This is a genomic window from Neptunomonas marina (genome assembly GCF_004005935.1).
In the GTDB taxonomy this organism is placed as follows: Bacteria; Pseudomonadota; Gammaproteobacteria; order Pseudomonadales; family Balneatricaceae; genus Neptunomonas; species Neptunomonas marina.
The window spans coordinates 61,001-86,372 of sequence record NZ_SACQ01000004.1 but is presented as its reverse complement, the minus strand read 5'-3'; the positions used below and the strand labels follow the sequence as shown (position 1 = coordinate 86,372).

The following is a 25,372-nucleotide window of genomic DNA, read 5'->3' as shown; positions in this document are numbered from 1 at the left end:
TTTATCGCTCAACCTCGCTGCTATTTAGCTGTAACATCCAGTCCTGATAGGTGACGCCGGCATGAGACACCTGCTCTGTCAGATACGCAATGGAATGTGTCATCGCCTCTTTTGTCGTACTGTTTTTTTCTATTCTGAGCATCTCTTCGTAAACAGGGATGATGGTATCAACCGCCTCTCTACTCGGCTTGCGCCGCACCGAATAGTAACCACGTAAGTTGCCACGTGAGTCATAGTCGGGTGTGATATTGGCAAATACCCAGTAGTAGCTGCCGTCTTTGCACAGGTTTTTAACATAAGCAAAGAACTCGTCTCCCTCTTTTAATGTGTCCCAGAGCAGTTTAAAGGCTCCACGTGGCATATCGGGGTGACGGATAATATTGTGTTGGATACCTAATAGCTCAGGCTCTGAGAACCCTGAAATGCGCATAAAGGTTCTGTTTACATAGGTGATCAAACCACGGGTATCGGTTTTGCTGACGATAAACTCATCGTCTTCGAGAGAGACTTCGTGGTCTATAGGAGTAATCTTTGGTTTCATAAAATTCCAAGACGGCTTAAAGGATAAAAAACAACAGTCCTTACTGATATCATGGCTAGCGACGCGGCGCGGCTCGCGAATGAGGTCGCGATTTTTAGTTTGAGTGTAGTCGAATATTTATGGATAGCTATCTACTTTTTAGTACTTCTCATTGTCATTTATGTGAGCTCGCTGAGCAGCTACTCGTTGTGACGATGGATGCCTCGTGTCATCAAGTTGATATCGTTGATATTGCTTACGATGATAACTTATTGGCGCGATATGGTAACACTATTCCAGTGTTGCAGCATGAGACCTCAGGGGCGGAAATTTGCTGGCCTTTTGATCAGCCGCAACTCATCGCGTTTCTGGAAGGTTGCGCTGCTGGCGAAAGTTCATCCGATCTTAAATAGCGCTTGGCTATTTCGGGAGACTTGTTGGGCAAGTACTGCTGGATCATCTCCGCGCAGTAAAGCCACCGTATCAAGAATGTGGGGCAGCAAACTCGGCTCGTTGCGGCCTTTCTTGGGTTTGGGGCGATAGTCTCTTGGCAAAAGGTAAGGCGCGTCTGTTTCGATGAGCAGGCGATCGCTAGGGATCAATGGCACAAGCTTTTGCAGTGCTTCTCCGCGTCTTTCATCGCAAACCCATCCCGTGATGCCGATATGCAACCCAAGCGCTAGAATAAGCTTCGAGCGCGGCTTGATCTCCGGTAAAACAGTGTAGGACACCTCCATTACTCAGGTCGGCATTTGCCAGCAGTTCAAGCTGTGTAGCTGTGGCATCACGCTCGTGTAGAAACAGGGGGAGCTGCAGCTCAGACGCTAATTTGAGTTGCTCAGAAAACGCGAATATTTGCTCCTTGGGTGAAGAGAAGTTGCGATTAAAGTCGAGGCCGGTTTCACCTATTGCAACCACCCGTGGGTGTAGAGCTAAGGTTTTCAGGGCTATATAGGTGCTGTCGGAGAAGGATGATGCATCGTGAGGATGAATGCCCATAGTGGCATAAACGTGATGCTCTTCGGCAAGAGAGATCACCTGCTCCGCCATCTCTAATGCCGTGCAGGTGATGATCATCTGGTTGACTCCGGCATCCCTTGCGCGCGCAACAACAGCCGCTTGGTCCTGTGCGAAGCGTTTATCCGTTAGGTTCACACCGATATCGATCAGCTCAGTCATAACGTGTTTCAACGCGAGCAGAACCATTCAGCGCAAGCAATGCTTCCTCCGCGGTGCTGAGGAGACTTGGTTTACGTTGATTACGCACATCATAGATGACGGCAAAGGAGAGCACGTTTTGCACATAGTTGCGGGTTTCATCAAACGGAATCGTTTCGATCCACGCATCAAGCGGTAGCTCACCACGCGCCGCTAGCCACTGTTTTACGCGGTGTGGACCGGCATTATAGGCGGCAGTCGCATACACACGATTACCATCAAACAACTTCAGCATCTCAGCCAAGTACGCCGTACCTAGCGCAATATTCGTATCCGGCTCAAATAGCTCTGCCCGCTTTTTGTAGGGCACCTTGTGCTTCTTCGCCGTAGCTTTTGCGGTGGCTGGCATCAATTGCATAAGCCCTTGAGCCCCAGCATGGGACTTGGCATAGCGGTCATACGCGCTTTCTTGGCGAGCGATGGATATTGGCCACGTTATATCGATGTTGCGATCTTGGCTCCACTTATCAAAGAGGGGTTTATGGGCGACTGGGAAGCGGATATCAAGATCATTCCACGCTTTGATCTTGCTCGCGCCCCGAATCGCTTGATCGTACCAACCCCAACCGTAGACGACATGGGAAGCGGTCTGGATATCGCGTTTGCTCGCTTTTGAGGCCATAGCATTCCATTCACGGCGTGCTTCATAAACTTGCTCGTTTGCTAGCAGTTCACGCATCCGAGCGATATCAGCGCGCTGTGCGAATGAGGCTTTCTCTTGCTCAGTGATACCCGCGGCTTCGTAGTGAAGCTGGTAGGGTGCTCCGGTAATCTCTGAGGTGAGGAAGCCATAGAAACTGCGGTCTTGGCGCACACCTGCAAAGTTTGGCGTATAGCGCGGATTAACGCGCTGCTTTAACACCTCTTTCCAGTACAGCCAGCGACTTGAGTTTTGGAGCGACGCTGGAAGTTGCCCAATCAAAGTAAGCGATCTATCCCAGTTTTGTTCAGCTAACGCGAGGCGAATTTTCCATTCCGATATTTTATCGTCAGCAAAACCTGGATCGAGTTGATCAAGTACCTGCGCTGCATTCTTGCGATAACCCTTTGCAAAACGCATGGCGAAATAACGGTTCAGATTATAGGCTTTGCGCGGTTCAATGGTGAGCTTTGGACGCATATCCAGCCATAAGTCTGCGGCTTTGTAGATATCTTTTCGGGCGATCTTACGGATTGCATAAGCTGCAATGCTGCCATGGTGTACGTTGCGCTTTTTGAGCTGCTTCTCTTCGAAAACGCTCTCAGGATTGGCGCTCGCTTTGAAGAAGAGGGCGGCATCTTGCTTGTCAGCTTTGCGCTTTAATAGTTTCTCTAGATAGCGCGCGAGGCGCAAATTACGGGCATCTGCAGCTTTCCAGAAGCGCTCTCTAGCAAGCTCCGCGCTTGGATTGCCCGCTTGCATCCAGACTTTAAAGAGTGGGTCGCACGCATCATGCTGAGATGAACCGACATTCCAAAGCTGAGCCGCTTGCGTGAAGGCAGCTTTGCGTTTGCCTAACTTTAAATCGGCAAAAGCGGCTTGGCAGCGGTACTTTGCACTTGAGAGTGGTTTTTGTTGCCAAGCGCTATGGAACTTAGACCACTGTTGGGTTTTGTGGAGGTGGTTTAAACGTGTCGTTTGTAGGTCTCTGGCAAACGGAGCGTTGGGGTAGCGCTCCAGAAAATCTGCGACCTTCGTATCGCTATTGGAGTCTATGTCGCGTCTTAATTGTTTGGCCTCAAGGTAAGGATGTAGCGGGTAGCCGCGCAAAGAAGCGGTAAGTTTGTCGGCTTGAGCCGTATTCTCGGCATTAAACGCCGTAAGCGCTTGCTGGTAGTTCGCGCGGTCTGAAGCAAGGTTTGCCGTGGTTAGCGTTGAAAACAGCGCGGCGGTGAGTACAAGCGCGGTTTTGCTAGAGCATTGTGCGATATGCATAGGTAGCTCCAATGTCATTTTTTGGCTGTGGCGTAGCGGTGTTAAAACAGCAAATGATTCCGTTATATGCATGTTATACCTGTTACAGCGGCACCTCTGTGGTGAACTTAATGCGATTCATTGATATCAAGGTGCGAAATTTACGCAAATTTGGATCAGCATACAGTACACGTTCAGTAAATGCTTGAAATGCCTCCATACTTTCGACGTTAACAATCAATATAAAGTCGACCTCGCCAGTGACTTGATAACACTGCGTAACCTCGCGGCTGGCGCGGATACGGCGGATGCTTTGTTGGAAAAGGTCACTGCGGTCGCGCTCCACCTCCACCTCGACAATCATGGTGATACCTTGACCGGCGAGTTTTGGATCTAGGAGGGCTACTTCCCGAGTTATGACCCCAGTATCGCGTAAACGTTTAACCCGCTTTAAGCAAGCAGGAGGGGATAGTCCCACCGCCTCCGCTAGTGCAGCGTTTGTTATACGGCTGTTTTGCTGCAGTAGCATGAGGATTCGTTTATCTACATTATCGATCGGCATTAATTTTATTCGTCATAAGTGCTCGGTTTAGAAATAATATTAGTTAACTGTAGCCAACAAAGAAATACAGCCAGTTTCTATTTCCTTATGATATCTCCTCCGTTTTAGCGCTCGATGATGAAAGGAGATAGCGTTGTGAAGGCGTTTTTCAGCGAACTTGGCCGTGATATATGGGATGTTTCCTACACCCTTTTTAAGCTTATGATTCCCGTGATTATCATTGTCAAAGTGCTCGAGGAGATGGGGGCGATCGAATATATATCGCTGCTGTTGGGGCCTTTAATGGGTGTTGTCGGGCTACCGGAATCGATGGGGTTGGTGTGGGCAACCACGATCCTGACCAATATTTACGCAGGTATGCTGGTTTTCTTTTACGCTCAGCAAACTGAAATGCTCACCGTCGCGCAAGTCACTGTTATCGCGATTCTGCTGCTGCTTGCCCATGGCTTACCTGTCGAAGCGCGTATCGCGCAACAGGCGGGGATTCGTTTACGGGTGACGTTGCTACTACGCATTGGTGGTGGTTTCCTGTTTGGTTGGATAGCCCATCTCATCATGACGCATTTTAATCTGCTGCAAGAGCCTAACCAGCTGGTTTGGGAGCCAGCACTGCCGGAGCCTGGCTTGTGGCCTTGGTTCGTTGGTCAGCTAGAAAGCTTGGTGATGATTCAGCTGATTATTATTGTGCTATTGACCGCTTTGAAGATCCTCAAGGTAGTGGGGGTTGAGCGTCTCATGGGGCTGATGCTGCGCCCTGTGCTTAAGTTCTTAGGTATTGGGCGTGAGGCCACGACGATCACAATTGTAGGCGTTACCCTTGGCCTTGCTTTCGGTGGTGGGCTGCTTATTAAAGAAGCACGTGCTGGACATGTGCCAAAGAAAGACATTTTCGCATCGATGAGTTTGCTTGGGCTGTGCCACAGCATGATCGAGGATACATTACTGGTGTTGGTTTTAGGTGCGGACTTTTTCTGGGTTTTTTGGTTCAGAATGTTGCTGGCGCTCCTGATCGTTGCGGTCCTGACGCGGGTAGTGAATCGTTTACCTGACGCCATTTGGAGCAAGCATCTTGTGAATCGTCATATCGAGCCATTACAGCCTGCCGCAAACACGTAACGTGCCTGTTCGCATAGAGGGCTTTGGGCTAGAATAGCGCGACTTTTGTGACGACTGAGATAAAGCGATGCCGTTGATTCGACTTGATAAAGCTTCTGTAGCTTTTGGTGCCCGACCCCTTCTTGCTGATGTTGATCTGCTGGTGGAGCCGGGGGAGCGTATTGGTTTAGTGGGCCTTAATGGCGCGGGTAAATCAACGCTGCTGAAGGTGATCAACGGCCACGTTGCCCTCGATAGCGGTGAACTCTGGATTGATCCAGGGTGCCGAGTTGCTGAGCTAGCGCAGGCGCTGCCCGCTGCTGATGAGCGACGCGTCTGGGATGTTGTCGCGGCAGGTTTATCTGAAGTCGTGGCGATGCGCGCCGAGTACGATGAGCTGGCTAGCCAAACAGATAGCGCATCTTTAGCGAAGCTCGAATCCCTACAGCAGCAACTTGAAGCGGTGGACGGCTGGCACCTAGAGCAGCGTGTTGAGCGTGTGTTGACGAAGCTCAAGCTCGATGGTGAGGTGCTGATGTCGTCGCTATCGGGAGGCTGGCGTCGTCGTGCCGCATTGGGTGCTGCCTTGGTTCAAGAGCCTGACCTTCTGCTCCTCGATGAGCCAACTAACCATCTCGACATTGAGACTATAGAATGGCTCGAAACTCAGTTAAAAGAGTTCCGTGGTGGCCTATTGTTTATCTCCCACGACCGGTCATTAGTGGATCATCTAGCGACCCGCATCATCGAGCTAGACCGTGGCGTGCTGACCTCGTTTACGGGCAATTACTCAGCCTACACCGAGCAAAAACAGGTGCTGCTTGAGCAGGAAGAGCGCCAAAATGCACTCTTTGATAAACGCCTAGCGCAGGAAGAGGTATGGATTCGTCAAGGCATTAAAGCTCGCCGAACCCGTAATGAAGGGCGTGTGCGAGCGCTTAAAGCGATGCGCAAGGAGCGTTCGGAGCGCTTGGGCCGCCAAGGTAAAGCCAGCTTTAACCTCGAAGAGGCGCAGAAGTCAGGTAAGTTGGTGGCTGAGCTTGAAAACGCATCTGTGAGCTTTGCTGGGCAGCCTGTGATTCATAATTTCTCTGCGCGCATTCAACGGGGGGACCGTATTGGTCTCATCGGCCCAAATGGTGCTGGCAAGAGTACGCTACTCAAGCTGATCTTGGGGCAGTTGGAGCCCGATAGCGGCAGTGTGGCACGCGGTACTAAGCTCGAAGCGGCCTACTTTGATCAGCTGCGAGGGCAGTTGGATGAAGAAAAAACGATTATTGATAATATCTCAGAGGGGCGTGAGTCCATCGAGATCAATGGTCAGCGCCGCCATATTATCGGCTATCTGCAGGATTTTCTCTTCTCTCCAGAGCGTGCCCGTACGCCGGTTAAAGCGCTTTCTGGTGGTGAGTGCAACCGTGTGTTACTCGCTAAGCTTTTCAGTCAGCCTGCTAACCTTTTGATTCTTGATGAGCCAACCAACGACCTAGATGTTGAAACGCTAGAGCTATTGGAAGAGATACTGCTCAACTTTGAAGGAACCGTGCTGCTCGTTAGCCATGACCGTGCATTTTTGGATAACGTCGTGACCAGTACCTTCGCATTTGAAGGGGAGGGGCGTGTGCGTGCTTATGTGGGTGGCTATCAAGACTGGCTGCGCCAGCGTCCAGTTGTGAAAGCAGCGGAAAAGCCAACCGAAAAGTTATCTGGCAAAACGGCGTCAGCGACGGAAGAGAAGCCTGCTGAAGCGAAGAAGAAGTTGAGCTATAAGCTGCAGCGTGAGCTTGATGCGTTACCTGCTCAGCTTGAAGAAGCTGAAGCTGCGCTAGAAGCGTTGCAGGCGAAAACAGCGGAACCGGGCTTTTACGAGCAAGATCATGGTGTGGTATCTGAGGTGTTAGCTCAACTGTCAGAACAAGAGCAAAAAGTAGAAGCGTTGATGGAGCGCTGGGTCGAATTAGAATCGATGTAACTGACGAATCGGCAGGCCGTGAGCGGATGACAATACGGCCTGCCTGCCTTGTTACTCTTCAGGTTCGTAAACACGAATAGCGAGCACGTCACATGGAGCACCGTGCAGAACAGAGTTTGCGGTTGATCCGAGCAGCAGTGCAAGACCGTGTCGCCCGTGGCTACCAACCACGATTAAGTCACACTCCTTCTCTTTTGCGATGCGGTGGATCTCGGACTCAGTATGGCCGGTCACGACCTGTAGAGACTCTGTTGGGTACGCTAACTTCTGGGAAAAAAGCTCTAGCTTCTCGCGCGCGTGCGCATCAAGCTGCTCTTGAACAGTGGTAAGGTCCATGGGTACGTCGCCACCATAGGCAAAGCTAAGCGGCTCGATTACGTGGAGCACTGTCAGCTGAGCTTGGTTGTTTTTTGCTATCGTGCGGGTCTTCTCGATTAATTGATCCGACTCTTCAGATAGGTCAACGGCTAACAGAATTTTAGAGTAAACGCCCATTGGAAATATCCTTCTCTGATGGATGGTGTGTTATCAGCTTAACACACTCAATTGGGTTACAAACAACCTATCACGACGAAAGCGTGATAGACCGACAGAGGTCATAATGGAAACCTTTATCATAGTATTTGTGGTGCTATCGCTGATTGGCTCTGCTATGTGGATGATGCCAACACGGCGCGAGAAAGAGCAGGCAAAGCTGCGTATGAAAGCGCGCCAAGAGGGCTTTCAGGTACAGTTGGTCCGCTTAACTGCACCGCGGGCGCAAGGCGAGTTGGATGAGGAAACAAGAACGGTACCAGGTTACCGCTTGCTGCGTACTAATATCGAGCGGCGCTTAGCGGAAGAGCTTCCGGCATGGCAGGTTTTTCGGGTCACTTCCATTGCCAATGAGGGCCTGCCTAGCGATTGGAGTTGGAAACTTGGTGAGCGAGTACTGAAAACTGAGCAGCTTGCTGTGCTTGAGCAGGTGCTATCCGAGTTACCGCGCGACGTGGTGGCATTGGAGTCCACGCCGATACAGGTGACTGCGTTCTGGCGTGAAGACAGTGGTGATGAGTCGCTGGATAAGATCAAGGTACAACTGACCCGCTTGATGGAGGCTAAGTTATGAATAAACCACTCACACCAAAACCGAGCTTCGTAAATGGAAAGTTTCGCCACTATAAAGGCAACGAATACGAAGTCGTTGATCTGGTTCGTCACTCTGAAACGGAGGAGTGGATGGTGCTTTATCGCCCGCTCTACGGAGAGGGCGATCTATGGGTAAGGCCTTTTGAAATGTTTTACAGCAACGTGGTGATAGAGGGTGTTGAGCAGCCGCGTTTTGCCAAAATAAGCGAAGCCTAAGACACCTCAGGTAAAGTTAAACCTAGCTCTTTGCGGGCTGCTTTGAGCACATCAGGGTCGATAGGTGGTGGTGCAACATCAACATCCTTCTCGAGCGTTTTTACGATGTGCTTGAGTACTTCAATGCGCGTATACCATTTGTGATCGCCTGCAATGGCGTGCCATTGTGCGCTGTTGGTTGATGTGTAATGCAGCATGTCGTTAATGGCAGCTTCGTAATCATCCCAGCGCCCGCGATTGCGTATATCCTCTTCCGTTAGCTTCCAGCGTTTCATTGGATTCTCTAAGCGCTCTGCGAAGCGTTTAAGCTGTTCTTGCGGGGTAATATGAAGAAAGATCTTCACAATACGTGCTCCATCATCCGCTAGCATGCGCTCAAATTCGTTAATCTCTTGATAAGCGCGCTGCCATTGCGAGTCGCTCGCGAACTCTTCAACACGTTCAACCAGCACGCGGCCATACCAAGAGCGATCAAATATGGCGATACTTCCCGCGCTTGGTAGCCGTGCTTGAAAACGATGTAAGTAGTGTTTGCTTTGCTCTTCAGGGCTTGGCGCGCCGATAGGGTGTACGGTATAACCACGCGGGTCTAGCTTTTCGGTTAAACGCCGTATTGCACCGCCTTTACCGCTGGCATCCCACCCTTCAAAGACGAGAATCGCCCGCCTGTCTTGGTGGTAATAAGCTTGTTGTATCTGCAGTAAGCGCACCTGCCACTTCTTGAGCTGCTTCTGATACTTCGCTTTGCTCTCGATAAAGGCATCGGAAAAGTTCAGTTGATCAAGCTGTGGGCTGTCTTTTTGCAGCTTAATCTTGCTGGGTGTTTCCATTGTTGCTCCCCTGCTGATTCAAATATGGCTTCGATAATAGCAGCTAAGCATCGTAAAAGTCGTATTGAGCTATGGCGTTAAGCCGCTTAACTCGTTTAATAGGCGGTTGAGCTGCTTGAGTTTGTCGGCGCTGATGCGCTTAGTTAGCTCTTCGTTCTGCTCGGCAAGCTTGGGGCTAATCTCTTCATACATGAGCCTCGCTTTGTCGGTTAGCGTTAGTAGGCTGCGGCGTTGGTCTTCATCTGATTTGCGGCGCTGTATGAGCTCTTGCTGTTCCATGCGCTGAATGATGCCGGTAAGGCTAGGACTCAGGATGCAGCAAGCTTTTGCCAGTTGCTTGGATTCCATCTCGCCATTGGTGTAAAGGGCATGAAAAACTCGCCATTGCTGTTCAGTGACAGCATTTTCAGACAGCAAGGGGCGAAAAAAAGAGAGGGTTGCTTCACGAGCTCTCAGTAATTGCAGAGGGATTGATTCATCGATCTTATGCATGGTTTATCATCCTTAATAAAACATCCAAATAATAACTTGTTAAATAAGTAAGTACTACTGAAGCGTAACTTTATATAAAAATCAAACCAATTAAGAATATAAAGTGCTTTTGAGAGGGGAGTGGTGCCGGCACCAAGAGTCGAACTCGGGACCTACTGATTACAAGTCAGTTGCTCTACCAACTGAGCTATGCCGGCACATCGTGTTGAAGTGGGGCGTATGATAATAGTGCTTTTTTAAAAGCGCAACCCCGAAATTAAAAATATTTTTAGTCGTTGTAGGGCGTGTATTGCTGGGTTGCGAAGCCCAATAAAAAAGCCCCTGAAGAATCAGGGGCTAAAAAACCAACTCGGAAAACAGCCAGAGTTGAAAAGTAGGGATGTGATAGAAACAGCTCACGTGAAGAAGATCGACATGAATTTCTATCGAGATTAACTATCGTGTATTTTTGTGCAGTGCACAATAATACTTTTGTATAGTCTTTTGGCTGCACTAAAATTGAGCATTTTTAAAATGCTGCAATGCATTAAATATCGTTGATTTTGTCTTTCTCGAAGCGGAAAGGGTGCCCAGGATACGTACCAATAATGCGTACTTCTTTAGCGAAGAAGTCGAGCTCTTGAAGCGCATATTGCATCGATTTTTGGTGTGGGTGTCCTAGTATGTCAAGGTGAAAACTGGATACTTGCATCGTATCGGAAGCCATATAGCTCTCTAGCTTAACCATGTTGATTCCATTTGTGGAGAACCCACCCAGTGCTTTGTAGAGTGCAGCGGGAATATTGCGCACTGAGAACATAATCGTGGTGATAAATGTGACGCCCGGCACCAGTGTGGGAACCACACCTTCTTTCGCTAGAATCATAAACCGAGTGGTATTGCCATCAACGTCTTGGAAATTATCGCGCAGCACTTCTAAGTCGTACAGTTCCGCCGCTAGGCTAGATGCAATAGCTGCATGATGAGGTTGCGGGTTGTTCACGAGATCTTCCGCCGCGCCTGCAGTGTCAAGCGCTGCAATAGGTTGGATGCCTAGCTGTTTGAGGTTGTTATCGCATTGGGCCAGCGCTTGGGGGTGTGAGGAAACCGTTTTGATGTCTTCAAGTTTTGTGCCTTTTGGCGCAAGTAGGCAGTGGTTTACCGGCTCGAAGTGCTCATTGATAATGTGTAAGCGCGTTTTCGGCATTAAGCGGTAAATCTCTTCCACACGGCCCGCGGTGGAGTTTTCGAGTGGAATCATGGCTAATTCTGCCTCACCGCGTTCAACCATGAGCATTGCCGCACTAAAGCTCTCACAGGCAAATGCCTCCATCTCCGGGTATACGTGTCGGCAGGAGAGATGCGAGTACGCGCCTTGTGAGCCTTGATAGGCAATAATGTTTTTGCTCATGATGAGATAGATTCCATTGGGTGATTAATTCCGGTGCCATATTATGTCACAGGTCGTTAATAGGGGAGAAGTCGCCACTTATGTTATTCCAGAGCTGTTTATGGTTGCGAGATGCGTAAAGTTATCCACTGCGATTGCGATTGTTTCTATGCCGCTGTAGAGATGCGCGACAATCCTGCGCTGCGTGATATTCCGCTTGCGATTGGCGGTGCGGCGGATCGGCGCGGCGTCATCGCGACCTGTAACTATGAGGCACGGCGTTTTGGCATCCACTCAGCGATGTCCACCGCTCAGGCGCTTAAGCGCTGCCCCGCTTTGACGGTTATGCGCGGTAATATGGAAAAGTACCGAACAGTCTCGCAGCAGATTATGGCGATCTATCGCGAGGTCACCGATCTAATCGAGCCGCTATCCTTAGATGAGGCGTATCTAGACGTGAGCGAGAGCCAGATGTTTAACGGCAGTGCAACGCGAATTGCTGAGTACCTGCGCCGTCGTGTCAAAGAAGAGGTGGGGATTACGATCTCTGCGGGTGTTGCTCCGAATAAGTTTCTTGCCAAAATCGCCAGCGATTGGGATAAGCCGGATGGCTTGTTCGTGATCGCTCCGCAAGACGTTGCGTCATTTGTGGAGGTTTTACCTGTGGCTAAGCTGCATGGCGTTGGGAAAAAGACGGCAGCTAAGCTTGCCCAAGCTGGGATAGTGACGTGTCATGATGTATTGCAGCGGCCTTTAACCGAGTTAGTAGACAAGTTTGGTGTCTTTGGTGAGCGGCTCTATCGCTTAAGCCAAGGCATTGACGAGCGTCCCGTGCAAGTGGAGCGGCGCAGGAAGTCTGTTAGCGTCGAGCGAACTTACGCTGAGGACTTTGATGCAGTAGAGCTGTGTTTGGCGCAACTGCCGTCTCTGTTGGATGATTTGGCACGTCGTTTTGACGCACTTAAAGGCGCTAAGCGTATACAAGGGGCTTTGGTGAAAGTGAAGTTTGCTGATTTTTCTCAAACTACCGTTGAGCAGCAAGCTAAAACGGTCAGCGCAGCGCTTTTCGAGGCCCTCATGCGAGAGGGCCACAGCCGCGGAAATGGTAAAGCGGTTCGACTCCTCGGTATTGGCTATCGTCTTGGTGATACTGAGGACCAGCCACAGCAATTAGCCCTTTGGTAATTGCCACAATCGCCTGACAGTAGCAGCCTGCTCTGGTAGAATCTGGCGCTTTTTTAATCACTTCTTTTAATTTTCGTCCTACGGGGATTTTGATGTTTCAGTTACTTGCTTCAAAAACGCAAAGTATGAAGAACGATCTGCTCTCTGGCTTAACGGTAGCTTTGGCGTTGGTGCCCGAGGCTGTCGCATTTGCTTTTGTTGCAGGGGTGGAGCCTTTAGTCGGTCTCTATGCGGCATTTATGGTGGGCTTAATCACAGCAGCAATCGGCGGACGTCCGGGGATGATCTCCGGGGCCACAGGTGCGCTGGCGGTTGTTATGGTAAGCCTGGTCGCACAGCATGGTGTGGAGTATCTGTTTGCTACCGTCGTGTTGATGGGGATTTTGCAGGTACTTGCGGGTATTTTCCGGCTGGGTAAGTTTATCCGCATGGTGCCCCATCCTGTGATGTTAGGCTTTGTAAACGGTTTGGCGATCGTCATTTTCCTTGCGCAGATGAAGCAGTTCCAGTTTGCGGACGACAATGGCGTGCTGCAGTGGTTGCAGGGTGGCCAAATGGCCATGATGTTGGGGCTAGTGGCGCTGACGATGGCGATTATCCACTTCTTGCCTAAATTTACCCGCGCGATTCCTTCATCGCTGGCAGCGATAGTCACAGTAACGCTGTTAGTTGTTTTCTTAGACCTTGATGCGCGTACTGTACAAGACGTTTTAGCGGACATGACAGGCAACCCTGCGGCCACTATTGCGGGCGGTTTGCCTGAGTTCGGTATTCCAATGGTACCGATTAACTGGGAAACGTTGAGTGTTATCTTCCCTTATGCGGTGATTTTGGCAGCAATCGGTCTGATTGAGTCGCTACTGACGTTGACGCTGATCGATGAAGTGACTGAAACACGTGGTCGAGGCAACAAAGAGTGTGTGGGCCAAGGTGTGGCGAATATCGTTACAGGCTTCTTTGGTGGTATGGGCGGTTGTGCCATGATTGGTCAAAGTATGATCAATATTAACTCGGGTGGGCGTGGTCGAGCCTCAGGTATCTCAGCGGCGCTGTTTTTGCTTGTCTTTATTCTGGTTGGCGCTTCGTTGATCGAGATGATTCCTGTTGCTGCGCTGGTGGGTGTCATGTTTATCGTGGTGATCGCAACGTTCGAATGGGCGAGTTTCCGCCTGTGGGGTAAAGTGCCTAAGCAAGATCTGTTCGTTGTGTTCACGGTGACGGTTGTTACCGTGGCAACAGACTTGGCCATTGCTGTGGTTGTCGGTGTTATTCTGTCGGCGTTGATGTTCGCGTGGAAACATGCGAAGCATGTTGAGTTTGAAACATGGCTTGAGAATGATGGTAAAACAAAGGTTTATCTTGCTCATGGCCCTCTGTTCTTCGCATCAGCTCAGAGCTTTCGTGATAACTTTAATGCCAAAGGCGATCCTGATGATGTCATCATCGACTTTAAAGACTCTCGCGTGATGGATCATTCAGGGATTGAGGCCATTGATGCCGTTGCGGAGCGTTATGTTGCTGCGGGTAAAACGTTGCACTTGCGCCATCTCAGCTCTGAGTGTGTGAGCTTGCTAGATAAAGCGGGTAGTTTGGTTGAGGTTAACTTGATCGAAGATCCGAAATACAAAGTAGCAGACGACCAGCTCGCTTAAGCTGGCCGTAGAGGCACTTACTCGCCTTTGCGAGTAAGTGCTTCACCTTCAAACGAAATACCGTCCCAGCCGTGCTTCATAAAAGCGCGAATGTTGCCATGATCAGTGCCTTGCGGTGTCGCTAGGACATCACGATAAAACCCGCCAAAGCAGCCGAGTGTCTGCTCTTTATCCAGCCCTTCTAGTTTTGCGAACGCAAAGATCTTACAAGAGCCTTCGTTGGTGCCTGCGGCATTAACAACGGTATCTTCGTTCAGTCCATTGCTAAAAGTCGTTGGTTGATAAGTAAAGTGCTCTGCGATCACTTGCATCGTTGCTTCGAATGCAACGCCTTCTTTGCTAGCGAGTTGGGCCTTATATTCGCTTAATGTCATGCGCGGTTACCTTTGATAAACAGATAAAAGCGCTGTTTTAGCATATTTATACGAGTTGTGGGGAGTTGGGCAGCGAAAATCGCTGCCCGGATAGGGTTTAGTGTTGCAGAATTTGGCTGAGGAAAAGTTGAGTTCGCTCGTGTTGCGGGTTGTTAAAGAACTCGTGAGGTTCATTCTCTTCAATGATTTGGCCGGCATCCATAAAGATAACGCGGTCTGCGACTGTTTTTGCAAAGCCCATTTCGTGGGTAACGCAAAGCATTGTCATGCCGCCTTCATCAGCCAGCTCGATCATGACATCGAGCACCTCTTTGATCATCTCTGGGTCGAGTGCTGAGGTTGGTTCATCGAAAAGCATCACATCAGGGTTCATGCAGAGCGAGCGGGCGATAGCAACCCGCTGCTGCTGGCCTCCCGATAGCTGCCCTGGGTATTTAAGCGCCTGATCTGGGATTTTTACCCGCTCAAGGTACTCCATCGCTGTCGCTTCCGCTTCGGCACGGGGCTTTTTCTTCACCCAAATAGGGGCCAGACAACAATTCTCCAGCACCGTGAGGTGCGGGAATAGATTGAAGTGCTGGAACACCATGCCGACATCGCGACGAATCAGCTCAATATTTTTGAGATCGTTGGTTAGCTCGGTACCGTTAACGATGATGTCGCCTTTTTGGTGCTCCTCTAGTCGGTTGATACAGCGAATCATGGTGGACTTGCCCGACCCAGATGGGCCGCAAATGACAATACGCTCACCACGCTGCACTTGCAGGTTGATGTTCTTAAGAACGTGGAACTCGCCGTACCATTTGTTCATGTCGCGTAGTTCGATCATGAACTGTGCTTGGTTACTCTTTTCAAGTGTGCTCATATTATTATTCTCTACACTAACTAGCGTGTGTTATGACCGGTTTGCAGACGTTTCTCTAGGCCCTGGCTGTACTGAGACATACCAAAACAGAAGACCCAGAAAACGAGCGCGACAAAGATATAGCCTTCGGTTGAATACCCTAGCCACTCAGGATCGTTAAGCGCTGCTTGAACAATCGCAAGTAGATCAAACAAGCCGATAATGAGAACCAGACTGGTATCTTTGAACAGTGCAATAAAGGTATTCACAATGCCCGGAATCATCAGCTTTAGAGCTTGCGGAAGAATGATGAAGCCCATCGACTTCCAGTAGCCAAGACCCAGCGCATCTGCAGCCTCATATTGGCCTTTCGGAATCGCTTGAAGACCACCACGCACCACCTCAGCCATATAGGCTGATTGGAACATAATGATGCCAATTAAAGCGCGCAGTAGCTTATCGAATGAGACCTCCTCTGAAACAAAGAGAGGCAGCATGACCGATGCCATGAACAGCACGGTGATCAGTGGCACGCCGCGCCAAAACTCGATATAGATCACCGAAAGGGAGCGCACAATAGGCATATCCGAACGCCGACCAAGGGCCAAGATCACACCGAAAGGCATCGCTGCGACGATACCGATCACCGCTAAAATAAGCGTTAGGCTCAAGCCACCCCACTTGTGGGTCTCGACAACATCAAGGCCAAACCCACCACCATACATCAGATAAAAGCCGATCACTGGGAATACGAACAGCGTAAACGCAGCAACATAGCCTTTATAGGGGGTCTTATCGATCACGAGCCAAGCGATACAGGCTGCGAAGATATAAAACGTCGTATCGATACGCCAATACTCAGTTTCTGGGTAGAAGCCATAGAGGAACTGATCAATACGGTGGGTTATAAATACCCAGCATGCGCCGCCGCTACTGCATGCCTCACGCGAATCACCGATCCAGTCCGCATCGATCAGCGCCCACTTGAGCATCGGGCCAACGGAGATCGCGAGGAAGTAAAGAATCGCCAGTGTTGCAAGGCTGTTGAGCGGGCCGCTGAACAGGTTGCGCTTTAGCCAGCCGATGAGCCCTGTTGAGTTGGCTGGTGGTGGTAATGTTGGTTGTAGATCGTATTTCATAACCCCTCCTTACCTCTCAATCAACGCACTGCGGCTGTTGTACCAGTTCATAAAGATCGAGGTCAGTACACTGAGTGTTAAGTACACTGCCATCGTCATAAAGATGACCTCAATGGCCTGGCCTGTTTGGTTCAGTGTTGTGCCGGCAAAAACTGACACGAGATCTGGATAACCGATCGCTGTTGCTAATGAGGAGTTCTTCGTCAGGTTTAAATATTGCGATGTCAGTGGTGGAATAATGACGCGCAGCGCTTGTGGAATGATAATAAAGCGCAACGTTCTACCCCGCGGTAAGCCCAACGCGCTGGCGGCTTCAAGCTGTCCGTGCGGTACCGCTAAAATGCCGCCCCGCACGATCTCAGCAATAAACGCGGCAGTATAAATAGTCAACGCTAACCACAGTGCAATCAATTCAGGAATGAGCGTCACGCCGCCGCGGAAGTTAAAGCCTTTCAGAGCTGGGTAGTCCATCGTAACGGGAGCACCAGCAAAGAAGAAGACCAGTAGAGGTAGGCCAACGATCAAACCCAATGCGATTAAGCCAACAGGGTATTCTCGGCCACTCTCATCATGTTTTTTATCCGCCCAACGCTTGAACAGCCAAGTGGCAACAATGCCAACAATGAGTGCAGTCCAGACAATGCCGAAACCGTCTTCGAGGATGGGAGCTGGCAGATAGAGGCCGCGGACATTTAAGTATCCGCCGAATAACTCGAAACTCTGTCGAGGGCTTGGCAGCGTTCTGAGAACAGCGAAGTACCAGAAAAAAATCTGCAGTAGCAGTGGGATGTTGCGGAAAATCTCAACATAAACGGCGCAGATCTTAGCGAGTAACCAGTTCTTGGATAAACGACCAACGCCGATGAGGAACCCTAAGAAGGTGGCAGCAATGATGCCGAGGAATGAGACCAAAACAGTGTTCAGAAGGCCGACGATGAACGTGCGTCCATATGAGTCAGCTTCGCTGTAAGGGATAAGTGACTGTAAAATCCCGAAACCAGCTTCTACTGAGAGAAAATCGAACCCGGTTGTAATACCGCGTTGTTCGAGATTGTGCAGCGTATTGCTAACAACAGTCAGGATAAAAGCACCGAGCGCCAATACGATAAGGCCTTGAAAAATAAGCGCACGTTTATCTGGGTCGTTCCAGAAACGCGGCGTACTATCAGGCTTCGTTGGGCTCTCGGATGATGGTCGATTTGATGACATCAACGAGTTCTCCACAAAAGAAACGCGAGAAAGAGTGCATCCTTTCACTAATCAAAGATGAACCGCTTAGCACAGTGAGGGCTAAGCGGTTCAGATGATTAACGCATTGGTGGAGCGTATTGCAGACCGCCATCAGTCCATAGTGCGTTGATACCACGGTTAACCTTCAACGGAGAACCTGCACCGACGTTACGGTCAAAAGACTCACCATAGTTACCAATCTGCTTAATGACTTGGTATGCCCAGTCATCATTGAGGCCTAGACCTTTACCCTTTGGCCCTTCCAAGCCGATGAGGCGTCGAACATTCGGGTTCTTCGACTTTTTCATCTCGTCTACATTGGCAGAGGTCACACCTAGCTCTTCTGCATTTAAGAGCGCGTTATGTGTCCACTTAACAATATTGAACCACTGGTCGTCACCTTGACGAACAACAGGGCCTAGCGGCTCTTTAGAGATGACTTCTGGAAGTACCATGGCTGAATCTGGTTTCTCGAGCTTAATACGCAATGCATATAGCTGAGATTGGTCTGACGTTAACACGTCACAGCGGCCAGCTTCGAATCCTTTAACCGTCTGATCTGACGTATCGAATACCACTGGTGCATAGCTCATACCATTGAGGCGGAAGTAGTCAGCTAGGTTAAGTTCAGTGGTTGTACCTGCCTGAATACAAACCGCAGCACCATCTAGTTCTTTGGCGCTTTTTACCCCCAAGTCTTTTGAGACCATGAAGCCTTGCCCGTCGTAGTAGTTAACGCCGGCAAAGTTTAGGCCTAGTTGAGTGTCTCGCGTTTGCGTCCAGGTTGTGTTTCGTGGCAGGAGATCAATTTCGCCAGATTGAAGTGCAGTAAAGCGCTCTTTTGCCGTGAGTGGGATGTACTTCACCTTCGTTGCGTCGCCAAGCACTGCAGCAGCAACGGCGCGGCACATATCAACATCTAAGCCTTTCCAGTTGCCCTTGTCGTCCGGGTTAGAAAAGCCCGGTAGACCTGTACTGACGCCACATTGTAAAACTCCGCGCGCTTTCACAGCGTCCAGAGTAACGTCTGCAAGCACATGGCCAGAAGTGGCAGCTGACAGGATTGTAGCAGTGATCAAGCTTCTTTTTATCATCGGAATAAACCCCCAGGGTCAGAGAAGTTGTTGTTATTGTGTTCTGTCGGGCCACGTTGAGTGGCTGGGAGCGATATCTGACTCACATATGTGCCAGCACCGCTGTGTACTTCCAATTTCGATTTCTACTGTTATCCAAGTGGTCCGCTGACTGAGCAAAAAATGGTCAGTGTCTTTGGACTACTACTGAAGTAGAGTTTCAAAAAAGAAACGATTTTTCAATGCGAATAATACGTAAGGGAAAGTACGTACGTGTTTTATCTGAAGCGTTAAAAAAATGTGATATTTGTTTGATTTACGTGAGTTATTTTTGCTGTAACGAAGTCTGCTTTGAAACGAAGGAAAGCAAATGTGCTGACGACAATTTTTTATGCCCCTGCGTTTTTTGCGCAGCTCAGGATACTGTTTGTGTTTACTTTAACTGCATTGCAGTAATGGTATGATTTATTTAAACAATTGTTTTAAATATATGTAAACTAAATGCAGTATTGGATTATACTCCGATCGTTAGCTAGATTTTGTTTAAAACAAATCGCTGGCGAGACGTAATTTAACAGCGTTACCGATGTATGGATCAGAGTCACTGCTCCTTACACAGTTCGTATAGAGAGGCTGTCTGTAGAGGTGGCTAGTGGTAGTAACGAATGAAGGGCTGTTGTGTTGATGAAGGGTTTGCCTCAGCTTTTACTTATTCACGGCGACGCTGAACGCCGTGACGTGCTTGCACAGTTTATCGAGAGCTTAGACCGCTATGAAGTGGTCGATGCGAGCGATGGAGCTGAGGCAGCTGCTTTGCTCAAAAAAGCGGAAATCGCCTGTATTGTCAGTGATATTGATTTAGACGAAATTGACGGCTGGCGTTTGGTGCGCATGGTGCGCTCAGGTGTATTTAACTGTGCTGCGGCGACGCCATTCTTTGTGGTCACGTCGACGTGGTGCAAGCGCATCGCAGAAACGACCGCTCGTGAGTTCGATGTTGATGCGCTCATCCCCTTTGCCCAATTTCATCGTCTCAAAGATTACCTCGAACAAGATCTTTCTCTTCTACCGCAGAAGCAGGCACCTGCCGTCTTAGCGATAGAAGATGCCGAGGAAACGGCCAGCCTGATTGAGCGAATCTTACGCACGCGCTTTTCTGTGGATATCGCGCCGGATGGGCTCTCTGGGCTTGAGCTGTGGCGTGATAAAAAACACCCGATTATCTTGTTAGATGTCATGTTACCCGGTATGTCTGGTCCTGAAGTTATGCGTGAGATTTTGGCTGAAAAGCCAGAGCAAAGCATTGTCATTATGACGGCTCATGGCTCGGCAGATCTCGCTGAAGAGCTTATGTTGCAAGGGGCGTGTGACTTTATCAGTAAGCCGTTTCGAACCGAGCAACTGCGTAAAGTGTGTGAGATTGCCGCGCGGCGCGAAGACTTTCTGGTGAGTAATCAGCAATTTGTTGAGACGATTGAAACGCTAAAGCTCAATGAACACGCGTTGGCCTCGCAGACATTGGAGCATCAAGCGATACTGGATAACCTATCGACAGCGGTGCTTGAGCTCGATGAAAACGGCCGTATCTCCTTTGTGAACCAAGCGTGGCTGCGCTTGACCGGTTTAAGTGAAGCGTTATCGCTTGGGAAACGGTTAGTTTCCTTCACGATGCGCGACTCGTTCGTACAAGGCATCTCACTCGAGGAAGCCATACACCGTATCTATCATACGGATCAAGCACGTGAGACGTTGGAGTTTAAGCTGCGCGATCAGTATGGACAGGGAATTTGGGTTGAGGCTCGCCTGAGCCAAATCAGCCATCAGCCAGAGAATAAACTTAAGCTTTCTGTTGCAATGGATGATATATCAGCGCGTAAACGCGCAGAGCAGCGTTTAGAGCACCTTGCCATGCACGACTCCTTGACTGGGCTCTACAATCGGCACTTCTTTGATAGTGAGCTGAAACGCTTGGCGGCTTTGTCGTATCGTTACGGCTCGCATCACTGCCTTTTATATATTGATCTTGACCACTTTAAAGCGATCAACGATACCCAAGGCCACAATCAAGGTGACTTAGTACTCAAAGAGGTGGCAGAGAAGCTACAACAACGCCTACGTGAGACAGACCGGCTGTGCCGTATCGGCGGCGACGAGTTTACGGCGCTGCTTATCGATACCACGCTGGAAGAGGCCGCCGCCACGGCCCGCAACTTGTGTAAGCTACTATCAGACGACCCGTATCGTTTTGAAGATCAAGTGTTTAAGATCAGCTGTAGTATCGGTATTACAGCGATCAATGGCCATGTTGCAAAACCACAAGTGTATCTACAGCAGGCGGATATAGCGCTTTATATCGCCAAAAACCACGGCCGCAACTGTGTTCATGTCTACACCGACGAGGACCAAGAGGCTGGCGACATCCGCAGCTCGATGAAGTGGCTACATACCGTCAAAAATGCGATAGCGAATGACGACTTAGTGCTGCACTTTCAGCCGATCTATCATATACCCACCAATCAAGTGTCCTATTATGAAGCATTGGTGCGTCTTATGATCGATGATCAGATTATCTATCCGGGCGACTTCATACCTGCGTTGGAGCGTTTTGAGGATGTGGCGTTACTTGATCAGCACGTGATTGCTAAAGCGTTCAAGATGTTGGCAGACCACCCAGAGCTGAAGCGTATCGCGATCAACCTGTCGGCGCAGGCGTTTCGTAATGATTCTGTTGTGCCATGGGTACGGCAGATGCTGACGGAGCACAATGTGGATCCGAAGCGGATCATTTTTGAGATTACCGAGAGCGCTAGCTTATCCAATTTGTCTGTCACGCAAACCATGGTGGGTCAATTGTCACAAATGGGGTGTGGCTTCTCGATCGATGATTTTGGCACGGGTTTTAGTACATTCGCATACCTGAAAAACCTGCCAGCTGATACGGTTAAGATCGACGGCTCATTTATCCGTGAGCTGACCTCTAGCCGTATTGATCTTGCCTTGGTTAAAGCGATTCGAGAGGTTGCTGCCGCCCTTGGTAAGTCCACCGTTGCGGAATTTGTTGAGGATAGCGACACGCTAAACCTACTGCGAGAGATCAATGTTGATTACGCACAGGGCTTTTTCTTAGGGAAACCGATGGCGATAGATGATCTATTGGCTGAGATGGCGACCGAACCGGTGTTTCCCGACTTTTTATAAAGCGCTAACGCTTGGCTATCTCCTCATTGCCGAGTAGGGAGTGAACTGAATGAGTGATAGCTTCACCTTTGCTGATGTGGTGATTGATTTTCTGCGCCAGTTGAATATCGATCGCGTGTTTGGTGTGCCTGGAGGCTCAATAGAGCCGTTCTTTAACGCCGTGCTGCGGGCACAAAAGCGTGGTGAGATGCAGATTGTGGTATCACGGCATGAGTCAGGTGCCGCCTTCATGGCTGATGGCTATGCGCGGGAGCGGGGGCACTTTGGTGTTTGCTGCGCAACGACGGGGCCTGGTATTACGAATCTGATGACGGGAGTAGCGAGTGCGTTTGTTGATCGCGTCCCTATGCTGGTTATCACCGCTCAGACGCCTTTAGCGAAGTTTGCCAAGCAGTCCCTACAAGATAGCTCGCGTAATGGTGTCGATGTGGTATCGATGATGGGCAACTGCACCAAGTTTACGACCCTCGTTTCACACCCCTCACAGCTCGTTAGTAAGCTGATCCAAGCAATCAATACGGCGCAAACTATACCCCGCGGTCCGGTGCATATCAGTATTCCGTCGGATATCTTGGCGCAAACCTGCGAGCATATCCCAACACTGTCGGTGAGTAATGTGCTTGAGCGTAGTTTCTCTCGGGTTGATCTCGCTGGTGTTGCGCAACTGCAGTCGGAGCTCAAGCGTGCGCAGCGTGTAGCTATTTTAGTGGGTGCTGATTATGACGGCGAGGGCGCTTGGCTGGAATCGCTTGCCGAGCGGTTGAACGCGGCTGTGTTATGTGCGCCAGCTGCTAAGGGGCAGGTCAACGAGTGTTCTTCGCGGTTTGTGGGCGTTTATGGTTTTGCTGGCCATACCAGTGCTCGGGCGTTTATTCAGGGCGGGCATTATGACCTATTGCTCTGTTTTGGCACTCGCTTTTGTGAGCTAAGTACTAATGCATGGTCGCCGCACCTTCTCAACGATAAAGTTGTGCATATCGATGCGAACTCTGGAAACTTCGTGCAATCGCCCATGGCACGCCTACACCTCTTAGCGGATTACGAGGCGTTAATGCCTGTGCTGATTGAGCATGTGGATGCGCTGCGTGCCGATGGATATCGCTGGTTGGGGCCCGGGCAGGAGCAAGCGGCTCAGGTAAACCCGTACTCAAAAGCGGTGCAGCATGTGCCAGTGCTACCTCAGGCGCTTTTTTCATGGCTTGCTAATCGTCTGCCTCAAGAGGCCCGCGTTCATGTGGATGCAGGCAATGCTTGGGCTTGGGCGACGCACTATTTTCAGCGCGCTGAGGCCTCCAATCGCTATCGAATCGCCATGGGGTTTGGATCGATGACCTGGGGCATCGGCAGCGCGATAGGCTCTGCGTTCGCTAATCCGAATGTACCTCATGTGTGTATCACGGGTGATGGAAGCTATTTGATGGCGGGACAAGAGATTACGGTTGCGCAGCAATATCAATTGCCATTGTTGATGATTATTCTGAATGATAGCGTGTTGGGCATGGTGATGCATGGCCAGCGCATGGGGGGCGCTGAGCGCGGCGGCTTTGAGCTACCGCGAGTGAATTACGCAGCGCTCGCTGAGGCGATGGGGGTGAGAGCGATGCGCGTGAGCAGTGTGATCGCGTTACAGACGCTTGATATTGAAGCGCTATTGTCGAAGGAGGGCCCAACGGTTCTCGATGTTCAAATAGACTCAAGCGCTATGCCGCCGATGGGGGAGCGCGTCAAAGGGCTTACGGCGGTAGAGTGACGTCACTGAGATTTGGGCAGTTCGCGATCTGCTGGGCCTTCATACCGAATGTCCTCGCAGCGTAACGGCAGAAATCCCCCCGGAATATCATTACGCACGTCGGTATAGCAGGTTAGGGCGCCGACCGCGATAGAATAGGTGTAGAGCTCAGTTATCTCCCTGCAAGAGAAGCCTTGGTCGGCCAGAAATGCCACGATGTAGCCGCCGAAGTTAAGGCTCTCGCCGGTGCTGTCGCTGATGTAGTCACTGATTGCTATGGCTGTGCGTTCAAACTCACCGGGTTTGAAGCCCAGTTCAAGGCTGGCAGCTTGCATCGCTTTAACGCGCTCATCTCCCAGTGCTATTGGGCGGGTAAACCCGGGTAGCTTTTGCTTGGACGCGACCATGTCAGCGATTGATTCGCCGCTCCGCGATTGCGCAACCAACTGGCTCAGCAGCGTGTAACAGCTCGGCAAAACGCCGGGCCCATAGAGCTTCGACTCTGCAGCAAGGATACCGGCCGATGTGCTGGCTACACCGCTTGCTTGCGAACTCGCTCCTAGCGCGGCCACTTGGTTACACCAAATTCTTGCATCAGGCCAGCTGACACAGATAAAGCTCCACTCTACCCACTTTAAAAGCGCGGGGGCGGGGCGTCTACCGGTTAAGTTAAACAGTAACAGCTCAACCCAAGACCACGAGCCAACCACATCATCCAAAAGCGACAAGCCTTGGTTGTAGACCGCATCGCCGATGCGCCAACCACCTTTATGGCTGGTGATTTGAGTGCGGCGTGCTAACCACTCAGCAAAGTGCAGTTCAGGTTTTGATGGCATAGTCTTTGTCGTTAAGAAAAGGCATTGCGGTAATGGGTTGGTCGGCCTTCTCGGCTGCCTGTGCAGCAATACCGGGCGCGCTGGCGATCTGGAAAATCAGCTCTGCTTGATAGGGTGAAAAGCCAAGGTCTATCAAGCAGGCTGCGGTCAGCCCAGAAATTCGCCAGCCGATACGCTCATTCGCTTGTGCAGTGATGAGCTGCTGTCCCCACTGCAGCGTTTTCCCAGCTTGTGGTAATGCTAGCAGTCTATCAGCGAGTTGATGCGTGTAGGTATCACGTGTCCCATAGAGGCTCCCAAAGCCCGGTGCTAGTTGTAGTTCGGGCTTGGTATTGTCGGTGGTTAGCTCTGCTGGGGTATCGATCGTAAAGTCTTCGGGCGCTTGACCTTGTGACTTTAAGAGAAATTTGGCCGCTAAAAACACCTCTTCGCTTCCTTGCCATTGACCGCCGAGAACTTGCAATGCGAGCGGTAGTATATGGCTGCTATGTGTTTTACTGACGGCTGCGTTCATGGCTGCACGGGTTGCGTTGTGGCGGGGGCCGGGATGAATAAGTGCGATCAGGAGTTCGTTAAAGAGCGTGTGCTCATCTTGAGTAGGGAGTTCTGCGCGAAACAGCAGAAAGATCACCTCGGCAAAGCTTTTCTGCTGCATCAGTGCCAGGTGCTCATACCCGTGGCATCGCGACTCTCGTGAGATAAACGGATTATCATCGCTGGGCTTTTCATGCCAGATGGCAGTGGAGATCTGTTCCGCAAAGTGCTCGTCGCGGCGCGCTTCATTAACATTCTTCATCACCGCTTGTGCTCCGTTTT

General features: G+C 50.3%; 25 protein-coding genes and 1 tRNA gene. 9 read left to right on the top strand and 17 right to left on the bottom strand.

Annotation, left to right across the window (positions count from 1 at the left end; genetic code table 11):
• Position 1: 1 nt before the first annotated feature.
• Positions 2 to 541, bottom strand: a complete 540-nt coding sequence (locus EOE65_RS09700; RefSeq protein ID WP_127694121.1) for a PAS domain-containing protein — start codon at positions 539 to 541, stop codon at positions 2 to 4.
• 119 nt (positions 542 to 660) lie between these two features.
• Here EOE65_RS09700 and EOE65_RS09695 point away from each other — a divergent pair, with 119 nt between their 5' ends.
• Complete coding sequence (locus EOE65_RS09695; protein WP_127694120.1) at positions 661 to 933, top strand: glutaredoxin family protein; 273 nt, start codon at positions 661 to 663, stop codon at positions 931 to 933.
• On the opposite strand, the gene EOE65_RS18325 is transcribed toward EOE65_RS09695, so the two are convergent.
• From EOE65_RS18325 to EOE65_RS09680, 4 genes are all read right to left on the bottom strand, one after another.
• Positions 916 to 1,257 (bottom strand): TatD family hydrolase, encoded by a 342-nt coding sequence (locus tag EOE65_RS18325; protein WP_276317510.1) that lies wholly within the window; start codon positions 1,255 to 1,257, stop codon positions 916 to 918. The genes EOE65_RS09695 and EOE65_RS18325 overlap by 18 nt on opposite strands.
• Positions 1,157 to 1,699: a TatD family hydrolase gene (locus tag EOE65_RS09690; protein ID WP_276317509.1), complete on the bottom strand. Its 543-nt coding sequence runs from the start codon at positions 1,697 to 1,699 to the stop codon at positions 1,157 to 1,159. The genes EOE65_RS18325 and EOE65_RS09690 overlap by 101 nt, the downstream gene beginning before the upstream one ends.
• Positions 1,692 to 3,653 carry a transglycosylase SLT domain-containing protein gene (locus EOE65_RS09685; protein ID WP_164847070.1) on the bottom strand — a complete coding sequence of 654 codons (1,962 nt, stop codon included), beginning with the start codon at positions 3,651 to 3,653 and terminating at the stop codon, positions 1,692 to 1,694. Before EOE65_RS09685 ends, EOE65_RS09690 begins: the two co-directional genes overlap by 8 nt.
• Before the next feature lie 82 nt (positions 3,654 to 3,735).
• The gene (locus EOE65_RS09680) at positions 3,736 to 4,194 is read right to left on the bottom strand and encodes an Lrp/AsnC family transcriptional regulator (RefSeq protein WP_127694118.1); all 459 of its coding nucleotides are present in this window, start codon (positions 4,192 to 4,194) and stop codon (positions 3,736 to 3,738) included.
• Positions 4,195 to 4,329: 135 nt separating this feature from the next.
• Here EOE65_RS09680 and EOE65_RS09675 point away from each other — a divergent pair, with 135 nt between their 5' ends.
• Positions 4,330 to 5,310 (top strand): hypothetical protein, encoded by a 981-nt coding sequence (locus EOE65_RS09675; RefSeq protein WP_206052652.1) that lies wholly within the window; start codon positions 4,330 to 4,332, stop codon positions 5,308 to 5,310.
• 67 nt (positions 5,311 to 5,377) lie between these two features.
• Positions 5,378 to 7,261, top strand: coding sequence for an ATP-binding cassette domain-containing protein (locus EOE65_RS09670; protein ID WP_127694116.1), 1,884 nt, complete (start codon positions 5,378 to 5,380; stop codon positions 7,259 to 7,261).
• Positions 7,262 to 7,312: 51 nt separating this feature from the next.
• On the opposite strand, the gene EOE65_RS09665 is transcribed toward EOE65_RS09670, so the two are convergent.
• Positions 7,313 to 7,756, bottom strand: coding sequence for a universal stress protein (locus tag EOE65_RS09665; RefSeq protein WP_127694115.1), 444 nt, complete (start codon positions 7,754 to 7,756; stop codon positions 7,313 to 7,315).
• 106 nt (positions 7,757 to 7,862) lie between these two features.
• Here EOE65_RS09665 and EOE65_RS09660 point away from each other — a divergent pair, with 106 nt between their 5' ends.
• Both EOE65_RS09660 and EOE65_RS09655 read left to right on the top strand, forming a co-directional pair.
• Positions 7,863 to 8,369 (top strand): hypothetical protein, encoded by a 507-nt coding sequence (locus tag EOE65_RS09660; protein WP_127694114.1) that lies wholly within the window; start codon positions 7,863 to 7,865, stop codon positions 8,367 to 8,369.
• Positions 8,366 to 8,605: a DUF1653 domain-containing protein gene (locus EOE65_RS09655; RefSeq protein WP_127694113.1), complete on the top strand. Its 240-nt coding sequence runs from the start codon at positions 8,366 to 8,368 to the stop codon at positions 8,603 to 8,605. The genes EOE65_RS09660 and EOE65_RS09655 overlap by 4 nt, the downstream gene beginning before the upstream one ends.
• On the opposite strand, the gene EOE65_RS09650 is transcribed toward EOE65_RS09655, so the two are convergent.
• The 4 genes from EOE65_RS09650 to EOE65_RS09635 form a co-directional block, all read right to left on the bottom strand.
• Entirely contained in the window at positions 8,602 to 9,435 is an 834-nt protein-coding gene (locus EOE65_RS09650; protein ID WP_127694112.1) for a polyphosphate kinase 2 family protein, read from the bottom strand. The genes EOE65_RS09655 and EOE65_RS09650 overlap by 4 nt on opposite strands.
• 69 nt (positions 9,436 to 9,504) lie before the next feature.
• A complete protein-coding gene (gene hpaR / locus EOE65_RS09645; protein ID WP_127694111.1) occupies positions 9,505 to 9,927 on the bottom strand; it encodes a homoprotocatechuate degradation operon regulator HpaR in 423 nt (140 codons plus the stop codon).
• 121 nt (positions 9,928 to 10,048) lie between these two features.
• Positions 10,049 to 10,124: transfer RNA gene (locus tag EOE65_RS09640), tRNA-Thr, on the bottom strand.
• 329 nt (positions 10,125 to 10,453) lie between these two features.
• Positions 10,454 to 11,317 carry a prephenate dehydratase gene (locus tag EOE65_RS09635; RefSeq protein WP_127694110.1) on the bottom strand — a complete coding sequence of 288 codons (864 nt, stop codon included), beginning with the start codon at positions 11,315 to 11,317 and terminating at the stop codon, positions 10,454 to 10,456.
• Between the two features lie 111 nt (positions 11,318 to 11,428).
• On the opposite strand from EOE65_RS09635, the gene dinB reads away from it, so the two are divergent.
• Together dinB and EOE65_RS09625 are read left to right on the top strand one after the other, a co-directional pair.
• Positions 11,429 to 12,481: a DNA polymerase IV gene (gene dinB / locus EOE65_RS09630; protein ID WP_127694109.1), complete on the top strand. Its 1,053-nt coding sequence runs from the start codon at positions 11,429 to 11,431 to the stop codon at positions 12,479 to 12,481.
• A gap of 92 nt (positions 12,482 to 12,573) precedes the next feature.
• Positions 12,574 to 14,133, top strand: coding sequence for a SulP family inorganic anion transporter (locus EOE65_RS09625; protein WP_127694108.1), 1,560 nt, complete (start codon positions 12,574 to 12,576; stop codon positions 14,131 to 14,133).
• Between the two features lie 17 nt (positions 14,134 to 14,150).
• Here the strand turns inward: EOE65_RS09625 and EOE65_RS09620 are convergent, their stop codons facing one another.
• The 5 genes from EOE65_RS09620 to EOE65_RS09600 all read right to left on the bottom strand — a co-directional run bounded on the left by EOE65_RS09620 (position 14,151) and on the right by EOE65_RS09600 (position 18,814).
• Positions 14,151 to 14,507, bottom strand: coding sequence for a HopJ type III effector protein (locus tag EOE65_RS09620; RefSeq protein WP_127694107.1), 357 nt, complete (start codon positions 14,505 to 14,507; stop codon positions 14,151 to 14,153).
• 97 nt (positions 14,508 to 14,604) lie between these two features.
• On the bottom strand, positions 14,605 to 15,372 hold the full coding sequence (locus tag EOE65_RS09615) for an amino acid ABC transporter ATP-binding protein (RefSeq protein ID WP_127694106.1): 768 nt from the start codon (positions 15,370 to 15,372) through the stop codon (positions 14,605 to 14,607).
• Between the two features lie 20 nt (positions 15,373 to 15,392).
• Positions 15,393 to 16,490, bottom strand: coding sequence for an amino acid ABC transporter permease (locus tag EOE65_RS09610; protein WP_127694105.1), 1,098 nt, complete (start codon positions 16,488 to 16,490; stop codon positions 15,393 to 15,395).
• 9 nt (positions 16,491 to 16,499) lie between these two features.
• Entirely contained in the window at positions 16,500 to 17,699 is a 1,200-nt protein-coding gene (locus tag EOE65_RS09605; RefSeq protein ID WP_127694104.1) for an amino acid ABC transporter permease, read from the bottom strand.
• 98 nt (positions 17,700 to 17,797) lie between these two features.
• Entirely contained in the window at positions 17,798 to 18,814 is a 1,017-nt protein-coding gene (locus EOE65_RS09600) for an amino acid ABC transporter substrate-binding protein (RefSeq protein ID WP_127694103.1), read from the bottom strand.
• Between the two features lie 663 nt (positions 18,815 to 19,477).
• On the opposite strand from EOE65_RS09600, the gene EOE65_RS09595 reads away from it, so the two are divergent.
• Positions 19,478 to 21,991 carry an EAL domain-containing protein gene (locus tag EOE65_RS09595; protein ID WP_127694102.1) on the top strand — a complete coding sequence of 838 codons (2,514 nt, stop codon included), beginning with the start codon at positions 19,478 to 19,480 and terminating at the stop codon, positions 21,989 to 21,991.
• Positions 21,992 to 22,040: 49 nt separating this feature from the next.
• Positions 22,041 to 23,741, top strand: coding sequence for a thiamine pyrophosphate-binding protein (locus EOE65_RS09590; protein WP_127694101.1), 1,701 nt, complete (start codon positions 22,041 to 22,043; stop codon positions 23,739 to 23,741).
• 2 nt (positions 23,742 to 23,743) lie between these two features.
• On the opposite strand, the gene EOE65_RS09585 is transcribed toward EOE65_RS09590, so the two are convergent.
• Positions 23,744 to 24,556, bottom strand: coding sequence for a citrate synthase family protein (locus tag EOE65_RS09585; protein ID WP_127694100.1), 813 nt, complete (start codon positions 24,554 to 24,556; stop codon positions 23,744 to 23,746).
• Complete coding sequence (locus EOE65_RS09580) at positions 24,540 to 25,352, bottom strand: citrate synthase family protein (RefSeq protein WP_127694099.1); 813 nt, start codon at positions 25,350 to 25,352, stop codon at positions 24,540 to 24,542. The genes EOE65_RS09585 and EOE65_RS09580 overlap by 17 nt, the downstream gene beginning before the upstream one ends.
• Positions 25,353 to 25,372: the final 20 nt, after the last annotated feature.